The organism is Acidisoma sp. (assembly GCF_035492295.1).
Classification (GTDB): Bacteria; Pseudomonadota; Alphaproteobacteria; order Acetobacterales; family Acetobacteraceae; genus Acidisoma.
The window spans coordinates 22,336-38,310 of sequence record NZ_DATJJK010000249.1 but is presented as its reverse complement, the minus strand read 5'-3'; the positions used below and the strand labels follow the sequence as shown (position 1 = coordinate 38,310).

Annotated in this window: 13 protein-coding genes; 6 read left to right on the top strand and 7 right to left on the bottom strand. The window is 66.6% G+C overall.

The features are described 5' to 3' along the window. The 5 genes from argH to VL752_RS18740 all read left to right on the top strand — a co-directional run. On the top strand, window positions 1-1,113 hold a 1,113-nt coding region (argH, locus tag VL752_RS18760), incomplete at its 5' end, for an argininosuccinate lyase (RefSeq protein ID WP_325357561.1). Then, complete coding sequence (locus VL752_RS18755; protein ID WP_325357559.1) at window positions 1,110-1,238, top strand: hypothetical protein; 129 nt, start codon at window positions 1,110-1,112, stop codon at window positions 1,236-1,238. The genes argH and VL752_RS18755, both read left to right, overlap by 4 nt. Window positions 1,239-1,240: 2 nt before the next feature. Then, window positions 1,241-2,599 (top strand): diaminopimelate decarboxylase, encoded by a 1,359-nt coding sequence (gene lysA, locus VL752_RS18750; protein ID WP_325357557.1) that lies wholly within the window; start codon window positions 1,241-1,243, stop codon window positions 2,597-2,599. Next, entirely contained in the window at window positions 2,566-5,091 is a 2,526-nt protein-coding gene (locus VL752_RS18745) for a DUF4175 family protein (RefSeq protein WP_325357555.1), read from the top strand. The genes lysA and VL752_RS18745 overlap by 34 nt, the downstream gene beginning before the upstream one ends. A gap of 188 nt (window positions 5,092-5,279) precedes the next feature. After that, window positions 5,280-8,501: a Hint domain-containing protein gene (locus tag VL752_RS18740; protein ID WP_325357553.1), complete on the top strand. Its 3,222-nt coding sequence runs from the start codon at window positions 5,280-5,282 to the stop codon at window positions 8,499-8,501. Between the two features lie 7 nt (window positions 8,502-8,508). On the opposite strand, the gene VL752_RS18735 is transcribed toward VL752_RS18740, so the two are convergent. The 7 genes from VL752_RS18735 to VL752_RS18705 form a co-directional block, all read right to left on the bottom strand. Beyond that, entirely contained in the window at window positions 8,509-9,450 is a 942-nt protein-coding gene (locus VL752_RS18735; RefSeq protein WP_325357551.1) for a LysR family transcriptional regulator, read from the bottom strand. Between the two features lie 98 nt (window positions 9,451-9,548). Then, on the bottom strand, window positions 9,549-10,454 hold the full coding sequence (locus VL752_RS18730) for an SIS domain-containing protein (RefSeq protein ID WP_325357549.1): 906 nt from the start codon (window positions 10,452-10,454) through the stop codon (window positions 9,549-9,551). A 320-nt stretch (window positions 10,455-10,774) separates the two neighbouring features. Beyond that, on the bottom strand, window positions 10,775-11,638 hold the full coding sequence (locus VL752_RS18725) for an MBL fold metallo-hydrolase (protein WP_325357547.1): 864 nt from the start codon (window positions 11,636-11,638) through the stop codon (window positions 10,775-10,777). Then, the gene (locus VL752_RS18720; protein WP_325357545.1) at window positions 11,622-12,566 is read right to left on the bottom strand and encodes an NAD(P)-dependent oxidoreductase; all 945 of its coding nucleotides are present in this window, start codon (window positions 12,564-12,566) and stop codon (window positions 11,622-11,624) included. Before VL752_RS18720 ends, VL752_RS18725 begins: the two co-directional genes overlap by 17 nt. Before the next feature lie 4 nt (window positions 12,567-12,570). Then, a complete protein-coding gene (locus VL752_RS18715; RefSeq protein WP_325357543.1) occupies window positions 12,571-13,530 on the bottom strand; it encodes a shikimate dehydrogenase family protein in 960 nt (319 codons plus the stop codon). An 11-nt stretch (window positions 13,531-13,541) separates the two neighbouring features. Continuing rightward, window positions 13,542-14,189: a bifunctional 4-hydroxy-2-oxoglutarate aldolase/2-dehydro-3-deoxy-phosphogluconate aldolase gene (eda, locus tag VL752_RS18710; RefSeq protein ID WP_325357541.1), complete on the bottom strand. Its 648-nt coding sequence runs from the start codon at window positions 14,187-14,189 to the stop codon at window positions 13,542-13,544. Between the two features lie 14 nt (window positions 14,190-14,203). Beyond that, a complete protein-coding gene (locus tag VL752_RS18705) occupies window positions 14,204-14,824 on the bottom strand; it encodes a glucose-6-phosphate isomerase (protein WP_325357539.1) in 621 nt (206 codons plus the stop codon). Between the two features lie 157 nt (window positions 14,825-14,981). On the opposite strand from VL752_RS18705, the gene VL752_RS18700 reads away from it, so the two are divergent. Next, window positions 14,982-15,965 (top strand): substrate-binding domain-containing protein, encoded by a 984-nt coding sequence (locus VL752_RS18700; protein ID WP_325357537.1) that lies wholly within the window; start codon window positions 14,982-14,984, stop codon window positions 15,963-15,965. Window positions 15,966-15,975: the final 10 nt, after the last annotated feature.

Here is a 15,975-nt window from a genome sequence, read left to right as displayed (position 1 = left end):
GAGCGCATCGGCGATGCCGGGCGCCGGTTGCATACCGGCCGCAGCCGCAACGATCAGGTCGCGACCGACTTCAAGCTATGGGTGAGGGATGCGATCGACGGGCTTTCGGCCCAGATGACCGGCGTTATGCGCGCGCTGGTGGAGCGCGCGGCAGAACACGCGGCTGATCCCATGCCCGGTTTCACCCATTTGCAGACCGCCCAGCCGGTGACCTTCGGCCATCACCTGATGGCCTATGTCGAGATGCTGGCGAGGGATCGCGGGCGTCTCGCGGATTGCCGCAAGCGTCTGAACGAAAGCCCGCTCGGGGCTGCGGCGCTTGCCGGCACATCCTTCCCCATCGACCGGCACGCGACCGCTGCCGCACTCGGCTTCGACCGACCGACCGCCAATTCGCTCGATAGCGTCTCGGACCGAGATTTCGCGCTGGAATTCCTCGCCGCGGCGGCGATCTGTGCCACGCATCTCTCCCGCCTGGCGGAGGAGATCGTGATCTGGTGCAGCGCGCCCTTCCGCTTCATCCGCCTGTCGGATGCCTTCACCACCGGCAGTTCCATCATGCCGCAGAAGCGCAATCCGGATGCGGCGGAACTGGTGCGGGCCAAGACCGGGCGCATCACCGGCTCCATGGTGGCGCTGCTGACGGTGATGAAGGGCCTGCCGCTCGCCTATTGCAAGGACATGCAGGAGGACAAGGAGCCGGTCTTCGAGGCGGCGGATGCGTTGGCGCTGTCTCTCGCCGCAACCGAAGGCATGGTGCGCGATCTCATGCCAGAACTCGCCCGCATGGCGGCGGCGGCGGGCCAGGGCTTCGCGACCGCGACCGATCTCGCCGACTGGCTCGTGCGCACGCTGAAACTGCCCTTCCGACAGGCCCATCATGTCACAGGTCGGCTGGTCGCGCTGGCGGAAGCGCGGGACGTCGATCTCGCCAGCCTCGATCTCGCTGCCATGCAATCTGTCGAGCCGGGGATCACCGCGGATGTCTATAATGTGCTGACGGTCGCGGCCTCGGTCGCGTCGCGCACCAGCCATGGCGGCACGGCGCCTGCCAATGTGGCAGCCGAGGCTGCACGCTGGAGAGACACTCTCGACAAGGAAGCCGTGGCATGACGATGCGCCTTCTGCTGCTTGCCGGGCTTCTGGCGCTGGCCGCTTGCGGCAAGGTTGGTCCCAACCAGCAGCCGGGCCCCGCCTCCGACATCATCTATCCGCGCCTTCCCTACCCGGCCCAGTAGCCATGGCAGATTTTTCTGGCCCCACGCCTGGGGCCGAGCCGGATGCGGCCGCACTGATCGCGGCGCGCCCGCATCTGAATATGGATCCGGCGCAGGGGTTGATGCTGGAAGGGGTCGCTCTCGTCGATATCGCCGCCGCGCTCGGCTCGCCGACCTGGGTCTATGGCGCAGGCACGATCAGGGCCCGCTTCCGCCAACTCCGCGCCGCCCTGGCCGATGTTGGTCTTGGCGCCACCCAGATCCATTATGCGGTGAAGGCGAATGACCATCTCGCCATTCTGGCGCTGCTCGCGGCCGAAGGGGCAGGCGCCGATGTGGTGAGCGGCGGCGAACTCGCCCGTGCCCGGCATGCCGGCATCGCGGCCGGCCATATCGTCTATTCCGGGGTCGGCAAATCGGCCCGGGATCTCCGGCACGCGGTCAGCGAGGGGATTGGCCAGATCAATGTCGAGAGCCGCGAGGAACTTGCCATGCTCTCGGCGATCGCCGAGCCCGCGGGCCGCCCGGTCGATCTCGTGCTGCGCGTCAACCCGGATGTAGACGCCGAGACCCACGCCAAGATCACAACGGGTCTCGCCGAGAACAAGTTCGGCATCGCCTGGGACGAGGTCGAAAGCGTCTATGCCTATGCCGCGAGCCTTCCGGGCCTCAATCCCCTGGGGCTCGCCATGCATATCGGCAGCCAGATTGTTTCGGTCGGACCCTTCGATGCCGCTTTCGCCCGCATGGCCGACATGGTTTTTCGTCTCCGTGCGGCAGGCCACACGGTTGCACGACTGGATTGCGGCGGCGGCATCGGCATTTCCTATGAGGCCGGCCAGGGAATTTCGGTCGCGGACTATGCCACTGTCATGGCGCGCCATCTGGGCGCACTCGGTCTCCAATTGATGATGGAGCCGGGGCGTTGGCTGGTGGGCCCGGCCGGTGTGCTGCTTTCCTCCGTGGTGCTCGCCAAGAAAACCGGCAATGGCAGTTTCCTGGTGCTGGACGCCGCCATGAACGACCTCGTGCGGCCAGCGATGTATGACGCGTGGCATGGCATCGTTCCTGTCGCGGCGGCCGATGTGGCGGCCCCCGCCGTGCCCGTGGATGTCGTGGGTCCGGTTTGCGAGACAGGAGACACCTTCGCGCGAGGCCGCCTGCTGCCGCCGCTCGCCCCCGACGCGCTGGTGGCGATTCTCGACGCGGGCGCCTACGGTGCGGTGATGAGTTCCACCTACAATGCCCGGCCGCTGGCGGCGGCGGCACTGGTCGACGGCAATCGCTGGGCGGCCATCACGCCGCGGCAGGAGGTCTCCGCCCTCTGGTCTCGGGAAGTGATACCGGCATGGCTCGCGATCGCGGACGAGACCGGGGCCTGACCCTTCCGTTCTCCGGGCGTGGCGGCCGGGCGCCCGGCGGCCCGGCGCCCCGTGGGGCAGGCCGTCGTGGCCCGCCGCTGCCGCGCCGGCTGCTGCGCTGGCAGCGTGCGGCGCAATGGGTGCTCGCCTTCGAGGCGATTTGGCCCGTGCTTTGGCCCCCGCTCGGCCTGCTCGCCCTTTATGTCTGCGCGGCGCTGCTTGGTCTGTTGCAGCGGGCAGGGCCCTTCGCCACCACGCTTCTGTGCCTGCTCGACCTGCTGGGCGCGGCCGCGCTGCTCGCCCTCGGCCTCATGCGTCTGCGCTGGCCGGACGAACGGGCGGCGCGGGCGCGTCTCCGCCGTGCCTCCGGCCTCGCGCATGATCCGCTGGCAACGCTCGAGGATACGCCGGCGCAGCATGATCATGCCGCCCTTCTGCTCTGGCGGGCGCACCGTGCGCGGAGCCTGGCCGCGACCGCCCGGCTGCGCCTCGGGCTGCCCTGGCCGTGGCGCGCGCGGCCGCGTGACCTGCTGTTTCGCGGCGGCATCGTCGCCGCTGTCGTCGCCTGTCTCTGGACCGCAGGCCCGGCGGCGTGGCTCCGGCTCGAGGAGGCTTATGCCATTGACCCTGCGCGGCTCTTCGGCCCGCCAGCGCCGCCGCCTGCCGTCACCGCCTGGATCACGCCGCCCGCCTATACCGGCCGGCCGCCCATCCTTCTTCACGCGCAAGAGGCCGAAAGCCGGGTGCCGCGCGGCGCACGGCTGACGGTCACGGTCTCGGGGCTTGCCCATTCCCCCCGGATCGACGGTGTGGATGGGCAGTTCGAGCAGCTCGATGCCGGAAGCTTCCAGCTGCAGACCACCCTCGACCACAGCGGTATCGTCACGCTGCGCGGCGGTGGCGATGCCCTCGCGCGCTGGACCCTCATGGTGCAGCCCGACGGGCCGCCCGCCATTGCCTTCACTGGCACGCCGGGCACCGATGCGGACGGCCACAGCCTGCGCATCTCCTGGCATGGGGCGGATGATTATGCCGTTGTCTCGGCCCGCATGCAGGCCCGTCTCGTCTCCCATCCCGAGGCGCCGCCGCTTACCCTGACGCTCGCGCTGCCCTCCGGGCCGGCGCCGTCGATCGACGCCGTGCAGGTCGCGGATCTCAGCGCCAATCCCTGGGCGGGTCTGCCTGTGCAGATGCAACTCGTGGCGCAGGACGCTGCCGGGCAGAGCGGCACCTCGCCGGTCGAAACCGTGACCCTGCCGGAGCGGCCTTTCCAGGACCCATTCGCACGGGAAGTCGCCGATATCCGCAAGGCGTTGGTCGAGATGCCGAGCCCGCTGACGCCGGCGCGGCGCGGCGCCGGAGCGCATGCGATCTTCGAGGTGGGCGCGGCTGCCCTCGCTGGCGGCAAGGCCGAGAAAACCGTGCTGCCGCTGATCGCCGCCGGCTGGCAGCTGGCCCAGGATCGTGATGCCGGGGTGCTCGCCCCGGTCGAGGCGACGCTGTGGGATGTGGCGCTGCATTTCGAACAGGGGGACGCGGCGGACAGTGCACAGTCTCTGGCCCAGGCGGAAGCGGCGCTGAAGCAGGCGCTCGCCGGCGCCAACCCCTCGGCGAGCCAGCTCTCCCGGCTCATGCAACAGATGCAGTCGGCCGTGCTGCAGCATCTGTCGACGCTGCTGCAGATGGCGCAGCGTCAGGGTGCTGCGGTGGGGACGCCCTCGGGCGCCCCGCCGCTCGATCTGCAGCGCCTCGCCCAACAACTCAAAGCCATGGAGGATGCGGCCAAGGCGGGGGACGCGCAGGCGATGCGCCAAGCCATGGCAGCGCTACAGAAGAGCCTCGCCGCGCTCGAACAGGCGCGGGTCGTCAAACCCGATCCGCGCCAGCAGGCGGCGCGGGCCCAGGCAGAGCAGGACCTGCAGAAGTTGCAGAGCTTGATGCAGCAGCAGGCGGCCCTGATGGACCGCTCGACCCAGCGGGCCGAAGCCGATAGTCCGGATCAGGCGGCGCAGCGCAAGGACGCCGCCGGCCAGGCTGCACTGCGGGCATCGCTCAGTGGTCTCGCCGCGCGTCGCGGTGCCGCCATCCAGGCGGCAGGCCGGGCGATGGGAGACGCCGTGCAGCAACTGCAGGTGGGGCAGGATGCGCAGGCAGCCCATGCTCAGCAGCAGGCGCTGCTCGGCCTGCAGCGGGCGGCCAATGCGCTGGGCCGGCAACTGAGCCAGCAGGGGCAGGGCGGCGGGCTGTTCCAGATCGGTGGCGAGTCGGGGCCCGGGCAGACGGGCGGCCTGCCAAGCCTCGGCTACCAGTCCGGCGACCAGGCAACGGACCCGCTCGGCCGGCCGTTCGACAGTGGGCAGGGATCGAGCATCGGCGCCGACATCGCCCTGCCCGAAGGCGCCCAGCAGGCGCAGCTCCGGGCCATTCTGCAGGAGCTGCGCGACCGGGCGGGCGACCGCAGCCTCTCCAGGCCGGCGCTCGACTACATCGAGCGGCTGCTCAGACCATTTTAGTTATTAAAAAGCAATTAAAATATGTCGTTGCCCCGACGAGGCTTATCTCATTGGTACGAAATCGTTGCGGGAACTTGACGATATGCGCCGCTGCGCGATATCGTTGCGTTGACGATTGAGCTCAATAACAAAAATCGAGCTTCCGTCTCCCGCATCCGCTCTTCCGAACATTGCTGGGGGCTTATGCCATGGCATCGACCGGAACCACGCTTGACCTCACGCTGACGCAGGATTTCCTGAACGGGGACATTCTGAACGTCGGTACAGGGGCTGCAGGGCAGGACGTCTATGCCTATGCCGTGCTGTTCGACTCCAGTGATTTCGTTTCCGAGACGACATTGGTGAATGACGGCATCATCACCGATAGCGGAACGATTGACGGCGATGGCACGATCATCGCGGGCGGCTCCGTCGCCAATGCCGTCGACTACGGAATTCCGCTGGTCGCCAATGGCGAGACGCTGAGCGGCGGCAAGCTCTACATCGTCGTCGAAAGTGGTTCGACCGTGGTGACGACGGGCACCGTTACCACCACCCTCGACCAGGCCCTGCACAACCAGGCCTTCATCTCGCCGGACAATGCCGGGACTTATGATTTCGCCTTCGACAGCATGGAGGTGACGCTCACCGGCACAACGACCGATGCCGCTAACCTGACTTCGGTCAATGGCTTTGCCCTGCCGATGGAACTCTCCGCCATCAATGACGGCAGCACCAGCAGCGTCGGCTATGCCGTGCCGGGCAGCACCATCGTGAGCGATGTCGAACAAAGCGTCAGCCTTGCCAATGCCGGGACCAGTGTAACCAACACCTTCACCACCGGCGGACTTTCGGGCCAATTCCGGATGGCCGTTTCGCCGACGGCGGTGAACCAGCCGGGCACGGCTCCCTCGACGACCGACCCTTACCCCCAGGATGGTTGGGCTCCCTATGTCGCGGCGATGGAGACGATCGCCTCCGACGTCACCATCACCGGCCTGTTCAACGGCGCGCCGGATGCGAGCGGCGTGTGGCACAATGCCGGCTTCTACGCCTACACGCTGCAATGGGACGGCACCGATTTCTGGCTGGTGCCCACGGCCAGCAGCCAGATTCAAGGGGCGATTCAGCTGACCCCCGCCGAGATCGAGCAGAATGTCTTCTCCCAGGTCGGCTCGGTCAGCATCTACGCCACGCCGAGCACGAGCAGCGCACTGCTCGATACCGTGGGCGTCGGCGACAATACGCAATGGGGGGCGATCCTCGCGCAGTTTCTGACCGGCTTCACCGCCGGCTATTACGGCCAGCAGGCGACCGTCGTGACCCAGGGCATGACGCAGACGATCGACCTTGACCAGAACTACAACTGGAACCCCGCCTACGCCTTCCGGCAAGATACCGGAACGGTGGTCAGTTCCGGCACCGGCTATGCCGATGATCCCTATTCCCAGGTTTTCTACGCGCATTCCAATTCCTATGGCTCGCCCTATTCCGACCTGTTGATGAGTCACTATGCCCAGGGCGGTCCGCTGCTGGATGTGGCGGACAGCAGCGGCACGGATGCCGCTACCATCAACCTCACTGTGTTCGGGCAAGGCGAAACGCCGAGTGGCTATACGACACCTGAGATCTACGACAGTATCGCGTCGACCGGCACCTACGCGCCGGTCGAAGCCAATGCCGCCGGCGCCAATCTGACCTTCAGCTTCTATGCCGCCGTCGGTGCCAATGCCGGGATCGAGCTGGATCCTTCCAGCAAGATCACGCTCGGCTTTTACGACAGCGCAGGCTGGGAGACGGTGTCGATCGACGGTTCCGCCACCTATGTCGTGGGCCAGGAGACCCTGACGAATATCGGCCTCTGGCATGAATGGACGATTGCGGGATCAACCGGAGATTGGACGGTCGCACCGGTTCTGAACGGCGGCACCACCGGCAGCGTGATCGACACCAATTCCGGGTCTATGACGGTCAATCTGCCGACGGCGGATTCCGGCGTGTCCCTCTATCAGATCACGGTCGGCGCCGGCACACCGGACGCCAAGGCCTACGATCTTTATACGACCACGGGCAGTGGCGGCCTCTTTGCTAACCCAAACTACAACGGGCAGGCGGCGTCCCAGGCGATCGACGGTCTGGCGACCGTTTCGGGCCCGTCCTCGGGCGGCCAATATGTCTCGACGATGACGGTCAATTTCACGGTTGGCGATACGGTCACCTTCAATCCGAACCTCGTGGTCGAGAATATTGGATCGAATTCGAATCTCCCTGGCAGCGGCGGTTTTCCAACTGTGCTGCCAGCGCCGCCGGTTGCCGTCATCAGCCAGGCCGGAACGCTCTCGGCCTTGGCGGGTGCGGTTATTACCCCGGGCAGCTATTCCCCGACCCCCGCCGTCGCCGGCACCATCACCTCCTCGGACGGGGCAATGCAGTTCGGCTGGGCCGGTTACGATACGAATGACGTTCTGATCGAGAACAGCGGCGGCACGGTGACAGGGCATGGCTGGACCGGTTCGGCCGCCGTGCAGGGCAGCTTCACGGCCGGCGAAACAATCACCGGCATCGGCGCCTATACCGACAAGGTCAATGCTTATGACCAGGCCGTCATCCTGGTGCAGAATACCGTCAGCGGGACGACGACGATCACCGCGCCCGCCGATGTCGATGGCAACTGGCTGAGCAATGCCTATGACTTCGGGATCGGCACCTACACGCTGACCATGTATGACGCCGTGGAGAGCGGCGGCACGCTGACGGCGGTGACGGGCCTGAGCGATCCGATGATCCTGGACGTGACCGGTTCGACCGGCGGCACGGCGGCCGATGCGGTTGTTATCGCCTGCTTCGCCGCAGGCACCGGAATCGCGACGCCGGGCGGCACGTTGGCGGTGGAGACGCTCGCGATCGGCGATTGCGTGCTGACGGTGGAGGGCCGGCCTGAGCCGATCCGCTGGATCGGCCATCGCCATGTCGATTGCGTGCGTCATCCGACGCCCGAGGCCGTGCTGCCGGTCCACATCAGCGCCCACGCCTTCGGCATCGGCCTCCCGGCGCGGGACCTCTTCCTCTCGCCCGATCACGCCCTCTATGCCGAAGGCGTGCTTGTGCCGGTCAAGCATCTGATCAACGGCACGACGATCCGCCAGCAGAAGGTGGAGACCGTCACCTACTTCCATCTCGAACTCGACCGCCATGCTGCGGTTCTGGCCGAGGGCCTTCCCGCCGAGACCTATCTTGACACCGGGGACCGCTCGTCCTTCGCCAACGGCGTCGGAGCGATCGCGCTGCATCCGGCCTGGGGGAGTGCGGCGCGGGACATCTCCCTCATCTTCGAGGCGCAGGGCTATGCGCCACTGCGCGTGACCGGCCACGAGGTCACGCGGCTGCGCGCCCGGCTTGCCCGCGAGGCCGCGGCCCTGCCTGCCGCCTGAAGGCGCTTCAGCCGGCGGCCGCCGGTGGCTGGATGTGCCGATGGCAGCCGAGATCCTGGCAGGTTTCGAAGAGCAGGCTGCGTGCCCATTGATGGCCGGGGTCGCGATGGGTCCGGTCATGCCAGGCCGCGACCTGATCGAAGCCGGGGATCGCGAGCGGTGGCTCGATCAGCCGGATCCCCTCGACCTCATTCAGAAGCTTGGCAGGAACGACGGCCAGGAGATCGGTCGTGCGCAGGATATCGAGCAGCACGAGGAAGCTGGTGATCGAGACGACGACGCGCCTGCTGCGCCCGAGCTTGGCGAGTTCCGAATCCGTGACACCGCTGAAACCGCCGCCCGTATAGGAAACGAGGGCATGGTCGAGCGCGCAGAAGCGATCGAGCGACAGTTTGCCCGCCATTGCATCAGGGTGATCGTGCCGCAGTGCGCCGACGTAATGCTCGGTAAAGAGATGCCGGGCGTGCAACTCCGGCAGGGTGTTCTCCGGTGTTACCAGCACGAGGTCGAGATCGCCGCGTTCCAGGGCGCCCTGAAGGCGGGCGGTCTCGATCGGCCGCACCGCGACCCGGAGACGCGGTGCGAGGCGCCGTAGCCGGGCGATGAAGGGCACCAGGATAACGCGCAGCGCATAATCCGTGGCGGCGACGGACAGGGTGAAATCCGCGGTCGCAGGGTCGAAGCCGGGCGGTTGCAGCAGACAGTCGATCTCGCTCAGAATGCGCTTCACCGGAGCCGCGAGGCCCAGCGCGCGAAGCGTCGGGACGATGCCGCGCTGAGTGCGGAGAAAGAGCGGATCGTCGAAACTCTCCCGCAGCCGCGTCAGCATGCCGCTCACCGCCGGCTGGGTGAGGGCCAGGCGATCCGCGGCTCTTGTTACGCTGCGTTCGTCGAGCAGCGCGTCGAGCGCCCGGAGGAGGTTGAGGTCAAGCGTTCTGATATCGCGCATGATGAAAGCCGAAATCCGCAATGGCGATGTATCTTACGTGGCGTAATCCGCCTGTCTCGCTCTGTCCATTCGGGCCGCACAGAGGCGGCGGCCGACCCTCATTCGGGGTCCGACACGGCCGGATCAAGACCCTGGCGATACCCTGCCAGAGTCTTTTTCATGTCCCGCATGCGGTCGAGTTGCGCCGGAGCGCGCCTGAGAGCGACGGCACTGGCCAGGATGTCGATCACCACCAGTGCCGCGACGCGCGAGGTAGTCGGCGTGAAAACATTCGTGTTGTCCAGCGTTTCGGCGAGAAGGGTGACGTCGCAATGGTCGGAGAGCGCCGCGCGGGTGCCGGTGAGCGCAACGGTGGTCGCCCCCGCCGCGCGCGCGATGCGCGCGGCTTTGATGATGCCCGCAGACAGGCCGGTATTGGAGATCGCGACCAGCACGTCCCCCGGCGCCATCATCGCCGCCATCATGATCTGTTGATGCGCGTCAATCTCGGCGCGGCAGGGAATGCCGAAGAGGGGGAACTTCTGCTCGGCATCGAGGGCAACGATGCCGGAGGCGCCGAACCCCATGAAGGTGATGGAGCGCGCGGCCGCGAGGATATCGATGGTGCGGGCGAGGGCGGCATGGTCGAGATGGTGGCGTGCCCAATCGAGGCTGGTCAGCGTGAAATCGAAGATCTTTTCGACGACGGCCGAGGTTGGGTCGTCGGCATGGATCGCGGAATGGGTGGCGGGCGTGCCGAGGGCGACGCTTTGAGCCAGGCGCAGGCGGAACTCGTGAAAGCCTGTGCAGCCGACCGCGACACAGAACCGAATGACGGTCGGCTGGCTGACGCCGGCGAGCATCGCGACATCAGCGACGGTCGCCGCCAGCACCTGCTGGGGATCGGCGAGAACGAGATGGGCGACCTTGCGCTCCGATTTGCGCAGCGTATCGAGCGAGAGGCGGACGACTTCGACGATATTCGGCCCTGCGCGGCGGCTCTGGGCTTCGGGCGGTCGGGGCATGGGATAGCGCCTCAGCTGCGGTCGGGGTCGGCAATCGGATAGGCAGTCCGGCGCAGGCTGGCAACAAAAGCCACCCTCAAGGCGGAGCGAGGAATGCGTTCAGCTGGGAAAAATGCAGCATATCGACCGATATTCCACAGAAACGCGGGCCACCTTGCCCCATTGCCCGTCAGACTCGATTTAGTCAGCACAGTATGGACTAAAACTACCCGCCCGGGCGTCTGTATGGCGGTCGGGAAGCACCGTCAGGTCGGGCGCTACCTCAGCCGGGCGATCCAATGGGGCGCAAGCGCGGCCGGCGCTGAGGCGCCGCGGTCGCCTCAGGGCAGCAGCCGGTATTCCATGCCCGTGGCGGCGGGCAGCAAGGTGAGCGACAGTGCCGGGCGGGCAGCCGCGGCCTCAATTGTCGCGCGGGGCGTTGTGTTGAAGGCGAACATGCCGAAGTGGTGCGCGATCATCCGGGGAATGCCGGCCGCGGCCGCCAGCGCGATCGCTTCATCGAGAAAGAAATTGCCCGGCACCTTCTGGCGGGCAAGCGCGGCTGAGCGGCCATTGACCGGCAGCAGGGCGAGATCGGCCTTGAGCGCCCGTACTTCCTCCACCTGTCCCGCAAAGGGAATGCTGTCCCCCGAATGAAACACGGTTTTGCCCGCCAGGCGGATGGCGTAGCCGAGAAAGAGATGCGCGCCGCTTTCGTCCTGGGCGAGATCTTCATGCGCCGCGCGGGTCGCGCGGAGATGCAGGCCGGGCAGGGGCATCGCCGCTTCGCCGGCATCCAGGGTCACGATCCGTTCTGCGCCGATGCCGCCGCGCGCCATCGCCTCCGCCCGCTTGGCGCGGGGGGCCACCAGGCGTAGGGTGGGTTGCGCCGCCAACAAGGGGGCGAGGGTGGCCGGATCCATATGGTCGGTATGGGCGTGGGTGCAGAGGATGAGGTCGACCGGACCGATCTCCGTGAGGGCGATGGGCGGCGGCATCATGCGCAGATGCGGCAGCGGCGTGGCGCGATATTTCTCGGCGAGGGAATCCGAAAGATAGGGGTCGATCAGCAGCGTCAATCCGCCGCCGCGAAGCAGAAAGCCGGCCTGTCCCAGCCAGTACAGGGCGAGGCCCGGCGACTCCGGCCGGGCGAGTTCGGCCGAGAGTGGGCCGGCGAAGGGCTGCGCCTCAAACCCGGCCGGCATTCTCGGCCCGCAGAACGCTCATCAGGTTCTCGATGGCGGCGATGGTTGCACGGTCCACGCTCTCCGCGGTGAAGGCGCCGATGTGGCTGGTCGCGATCACATGCGGATGGCCGGCGAGAGCGAGGGAGCGTGGCGGTTCTTCGGCGAACACATCGGCCGCATAGGTTTCCAGCCAGCCGCTTTCGAGCGCGGCAAGGATGGCGGCCTCATCCACCAGCGCCGCGCGCGCGGTATTGACGAGAATGGCGCCTTCGCGCATTTGCCCGAGCGCCGCCGCGTCGATCAGCGGTTGCTCGCTTGGCAGGGGCGGGCAATGCAGCGTCACGATGTCAGACTGCGCCAGCAAATCAGGGATATCGGCCCAGCGAAAGGCCGCAGGCGTTTCGAAGTTCGGCCGCATCGGATCATAGCCAATCACTCGCGCGCCGAGTGCGCCGGTGAGCTTCGCCACGTCCCGGCCGATGGCACCGCAACCGATGACACCCACGGTACAGTTGCGGATTTCGCGTCCCCGCCGGCGCGGCCAGCCGCCCGCCTTGATGCCGGCATCGGCCGCCGGCACATGGCGCAGCGCCGAGAAGATCAGCGCAAGCGCGAGTTCGGCGACGCCTGCTGCATTGGCGGCAGCGGCCGTCAGCAATTGGATGCCGCGCGCCTGGAGATGGGCGACGGGCAGATTGTCCACGCCGACGCCATTGCGGCTGACGGCGCGCAGCGCGGTCGCGGCATTGATCACCGCTTCCGACACCGGCTCCACGCCCGCGATCCAGCCGACACAATCCGGAATGAGGGCGAGCAGCGCCGCCTCGTCCGGCTGCTGGCCGCGCGGCCCCATCACGAGTTCAAAGTCATGTTCGGCGAAAATCGCGAAGGACGGATGCGGATGCGCGGTCAGGGAGCGCGGGGTTACCAGGATCTTCTGCACCATGGCCTCAAGCCCGCTTCACGGCGCCGACCTCACCCGCGATCCGGGCGAGGGCGTCGAAATCCGGCCCGCCGGTCGGGATGGTGATATGGAACACCTCCGCGATGACCTGGGTCCAGCCATGGATGAAGTAGGTCCAGCCATCCTCGATCTGCAGATGCTTCGGGTTCTCCTGCGCACGGGCCTGATCGAGAAAGATGAGATTGCCGCGATAATTGAGATCCCAGATGATCGCATCTTGCGGGAACTGTACCGCATCGGTGAGAGGGGAGCCCGGCGCATCCTTGCCCAGGCCGGTGGCATTGATGACGAGCGAGCCGGGTTTCAGCCCGGCGACCACGGCGTCATTGTCGCGCGGGTCCGGTGCCAGCACATAGTCCAGCCGCACGTAGGTCGGCACGTTGCGGTGGATGCGGGCAATTTCGTCCAACCGGCCCTGGCTGCGGTTGGAGACGACGATCCGGCTCGGCACATTCGCGCCGCGGGTGCGGCGCATGAGATGCCAGGTCAGCGCGATGGTCGATCCCCCGGCACCCATGGAGAAGACCTCCGCACCCGTCCGCGCGAAATGATCCGGCGGCAGGAAGCCGTCCAGCGACAGGCCGGAACTGATCGGGTCTTTCGCGTGGCAGACCAGCTTGCCGTCTTGCTTCGAGATGCAGCTGGTTTCGTCCATGAAGGCCGCATGCGGGTCGATCACATCGAAAAGATCGTGGCAGGCCTTAAAGAGATCGATCTTATGCGTGGTCACCAGAGCCCCGGCGGACATCGGATCGTCGCGGATGAATGCCACCGCCGCGCGATAGGCGGCCGGGTCGGCGTGAAGCGGAAAGTCGATACCCTTGATCTCGGCATCGAGACCGAGATGCGCGGCCCAGGCCGGGAAGACGCGCATGATGGAGCTTTGGCCGGTGGAGACGCCGATGAAATAGAGCGTCGGCCGCGTCGCGGGTGTGGGAAGGGCCATGGTCTCTCTCCTCAACCGCCACGCGCGGCGCGGACGGCCGCAACGGCCGCCCGGGCCTTGGCCGTGATATCGGCCCAGCGGCCGCCAGCGATATCGGCGGTGGTGGCAATCCAGGTGCCCCCCACGGCGAGCACCGATGTCAATGCAAGCCATTCGGCCAGGTTGCCTTCGGTCACGCCACCGGTCGGGATGAAGCGCGGGGTGAGATGGGCGAAGGGCGCTGCGATGCCGGACAAGGCCTTCGGCCCCCCGGCGATGCCGGCGGGGAAGAATTTGCAGAGCGTGGCACCCTGTTTGATGGCGGCCCCGAGCTCGCTAGGCGTCATGATACCAGGTGCGAAGGGCAGGCCGATCGCCGCCGCGCCCGCGACAATCGCCGCGTCATAGCCCGGCGCCAGGCCGAAGGCGGCGTGGCAATCCTTCGCCGCCCGCAGCGATGCCTCATCAAGGATGGTACCTGCACCCATCAGCAGTTCGGGGCGCCGTTCGTGCAACGTTGCCATCACCTCCGCCGCCGCCCTGGTGCGGAAGGTGATTTCGGCGAGCGGCAGCCCGCCTTCCAGCAGGGCATCGGCCAATGGCAGCGCCGCGGCCGCGTCCTCGATGGCGATGACGGGCACGACGCCGATGGCGCCGATCCGGTCGAAGAGCGCGCTCATATCCGGTCTCCTGGTTATCGGCTGCGGGCGAAAAGCGCGTCGATCTCGGCCGGCGCGCGCAAGCGGTAGGCCGCATTGTCGGCCAGTGCCCAGCCGTCGGCGCTCGCAACAACCCGCGACCGCATCCCGCCCGAACGCTCGATGATCCCGTAATCCTGTCCGGAATCGGCGGGGTAGGCGAAGGTCATGACCAGGTCATCATTGCCGACGTTGACCGATCGGTGAATCCAATAGGGCGGGACATAAACGATGTCGCGCGGCCCGATGGGCAGGGCGCGGACCTCGCCCTCCGGGCTTTCCAGCAGCATGATGCCCTGACCGCTCTCGCCGTAGTAGATTTCGGGCCGGTCGGCGCGGGCATGGATATGACCGCGGGTGAAGAAATATTCGCGCCCGATCCGCCCCGGCGACATGCGGGTGACGCCGAAGATCATGTCCCCCGCATCGGCCGAGGGCCGATAATCCGTCACCTCATAGACCACGCGGTCGTCCCGGTTCAGCTCGGCCTCGAAGGCGGCGGAATCCTCATAGAGGCCCAGAAGGTCGGAAAGTCGCTTCTCGTAGCGCCCGGAGGCGTTGCCGAGCCGCCCGGTGGCGACCGAGACGGGACAGATGACTGGCTCGCGCAGTGGCATGGCGCTGCTCCCTTGGTTTTGTAGTATGGCTACTTTTACGAGGGGGTGTTCGTCAAGATTTTCCCAAAATCCCCCTGATATGCGTTGACGGCCGATGATAGTGTGGATTATCGCTACAAAAAATGCTTCCCGGAAGGAAGCGTGTGGGGGAACGGACATGACAATCTCGAAATTTCGCCGCCTGCTCCTGGGCTCGGCCCTGGCGCTGACACTGACGCCGCTGGCCGCCGCCGGCGCCCAGGCCGCCTGTTCTGTTGGCGTTTCCATGTTCACGCTGAACGCGCCGTATTACGCGGCGCAGATGGCTGCCGCCGTGGACGAGGCGAAGAAGCACGGCTGCACGGTGACAACGGCCGATGGCCAGAACGACCTTACCAAGCAGATCGGCGACGTGGAGGACATGGTCTCCAAGGGCATCCAGCTCCTCATCGTCAACCCGCGCGATCCTGAAGGCATGGTCCATTCCGTGGATTCGGCGGCGCGGGCGGGGGTGAAGGTCGTGGTCATCGACAGCGGTCTCGATCCCAAGGCCCACTACGTGACGCTGGTGCAGTCTTCCAACGACAAGAACGGCTTTCTCGTCGGCCAGTGGATTGCGGACAAGATGGCCGGTAAGCCGATGAAGATCGCGCTGATTTCGGGTGACAAGGGCAATATCGTCGGCGAGGAGCGGCGGCTCGGTGTCATGAAGGGCATTCTTGAGGAGCAGCTTGTCAAAAGCGGGCATGCCGGCTTTGACGTTGTGGCCCAGGGCTGGGGCGGCTGGAATACCGATGGCGGCCTCAAAGCCATGGAAGACATCCTCACCGCCCATCCCGATGTGAATGTCGTGCTCGGCGAGAATGACAGCATGGTTCTCGGCGCGCGCGATGCGCTGAAGGAAGCCCATAAGCTGAATGGCGTGCTGCTGGTGGCGGCCGCCGACGGGCAGAAGGATGCGCTTGAACTCATCAAGCAGGGCGAATACGGCGCAACCGGTCTCAATGATCCCGATCTGGTTGCGCGCACCGGCGTCGATGTCGGGCTGGAAGCGGTGGCCGGCAAGCTGCCGGCTGATTTCCCGCGCGTTGACTACACGAAGCCCGCCGTGATCACCAAAGACAATGTCGACAAATACTACAACCCGAAAGCCGTCTTCTAAGGTGGCGACA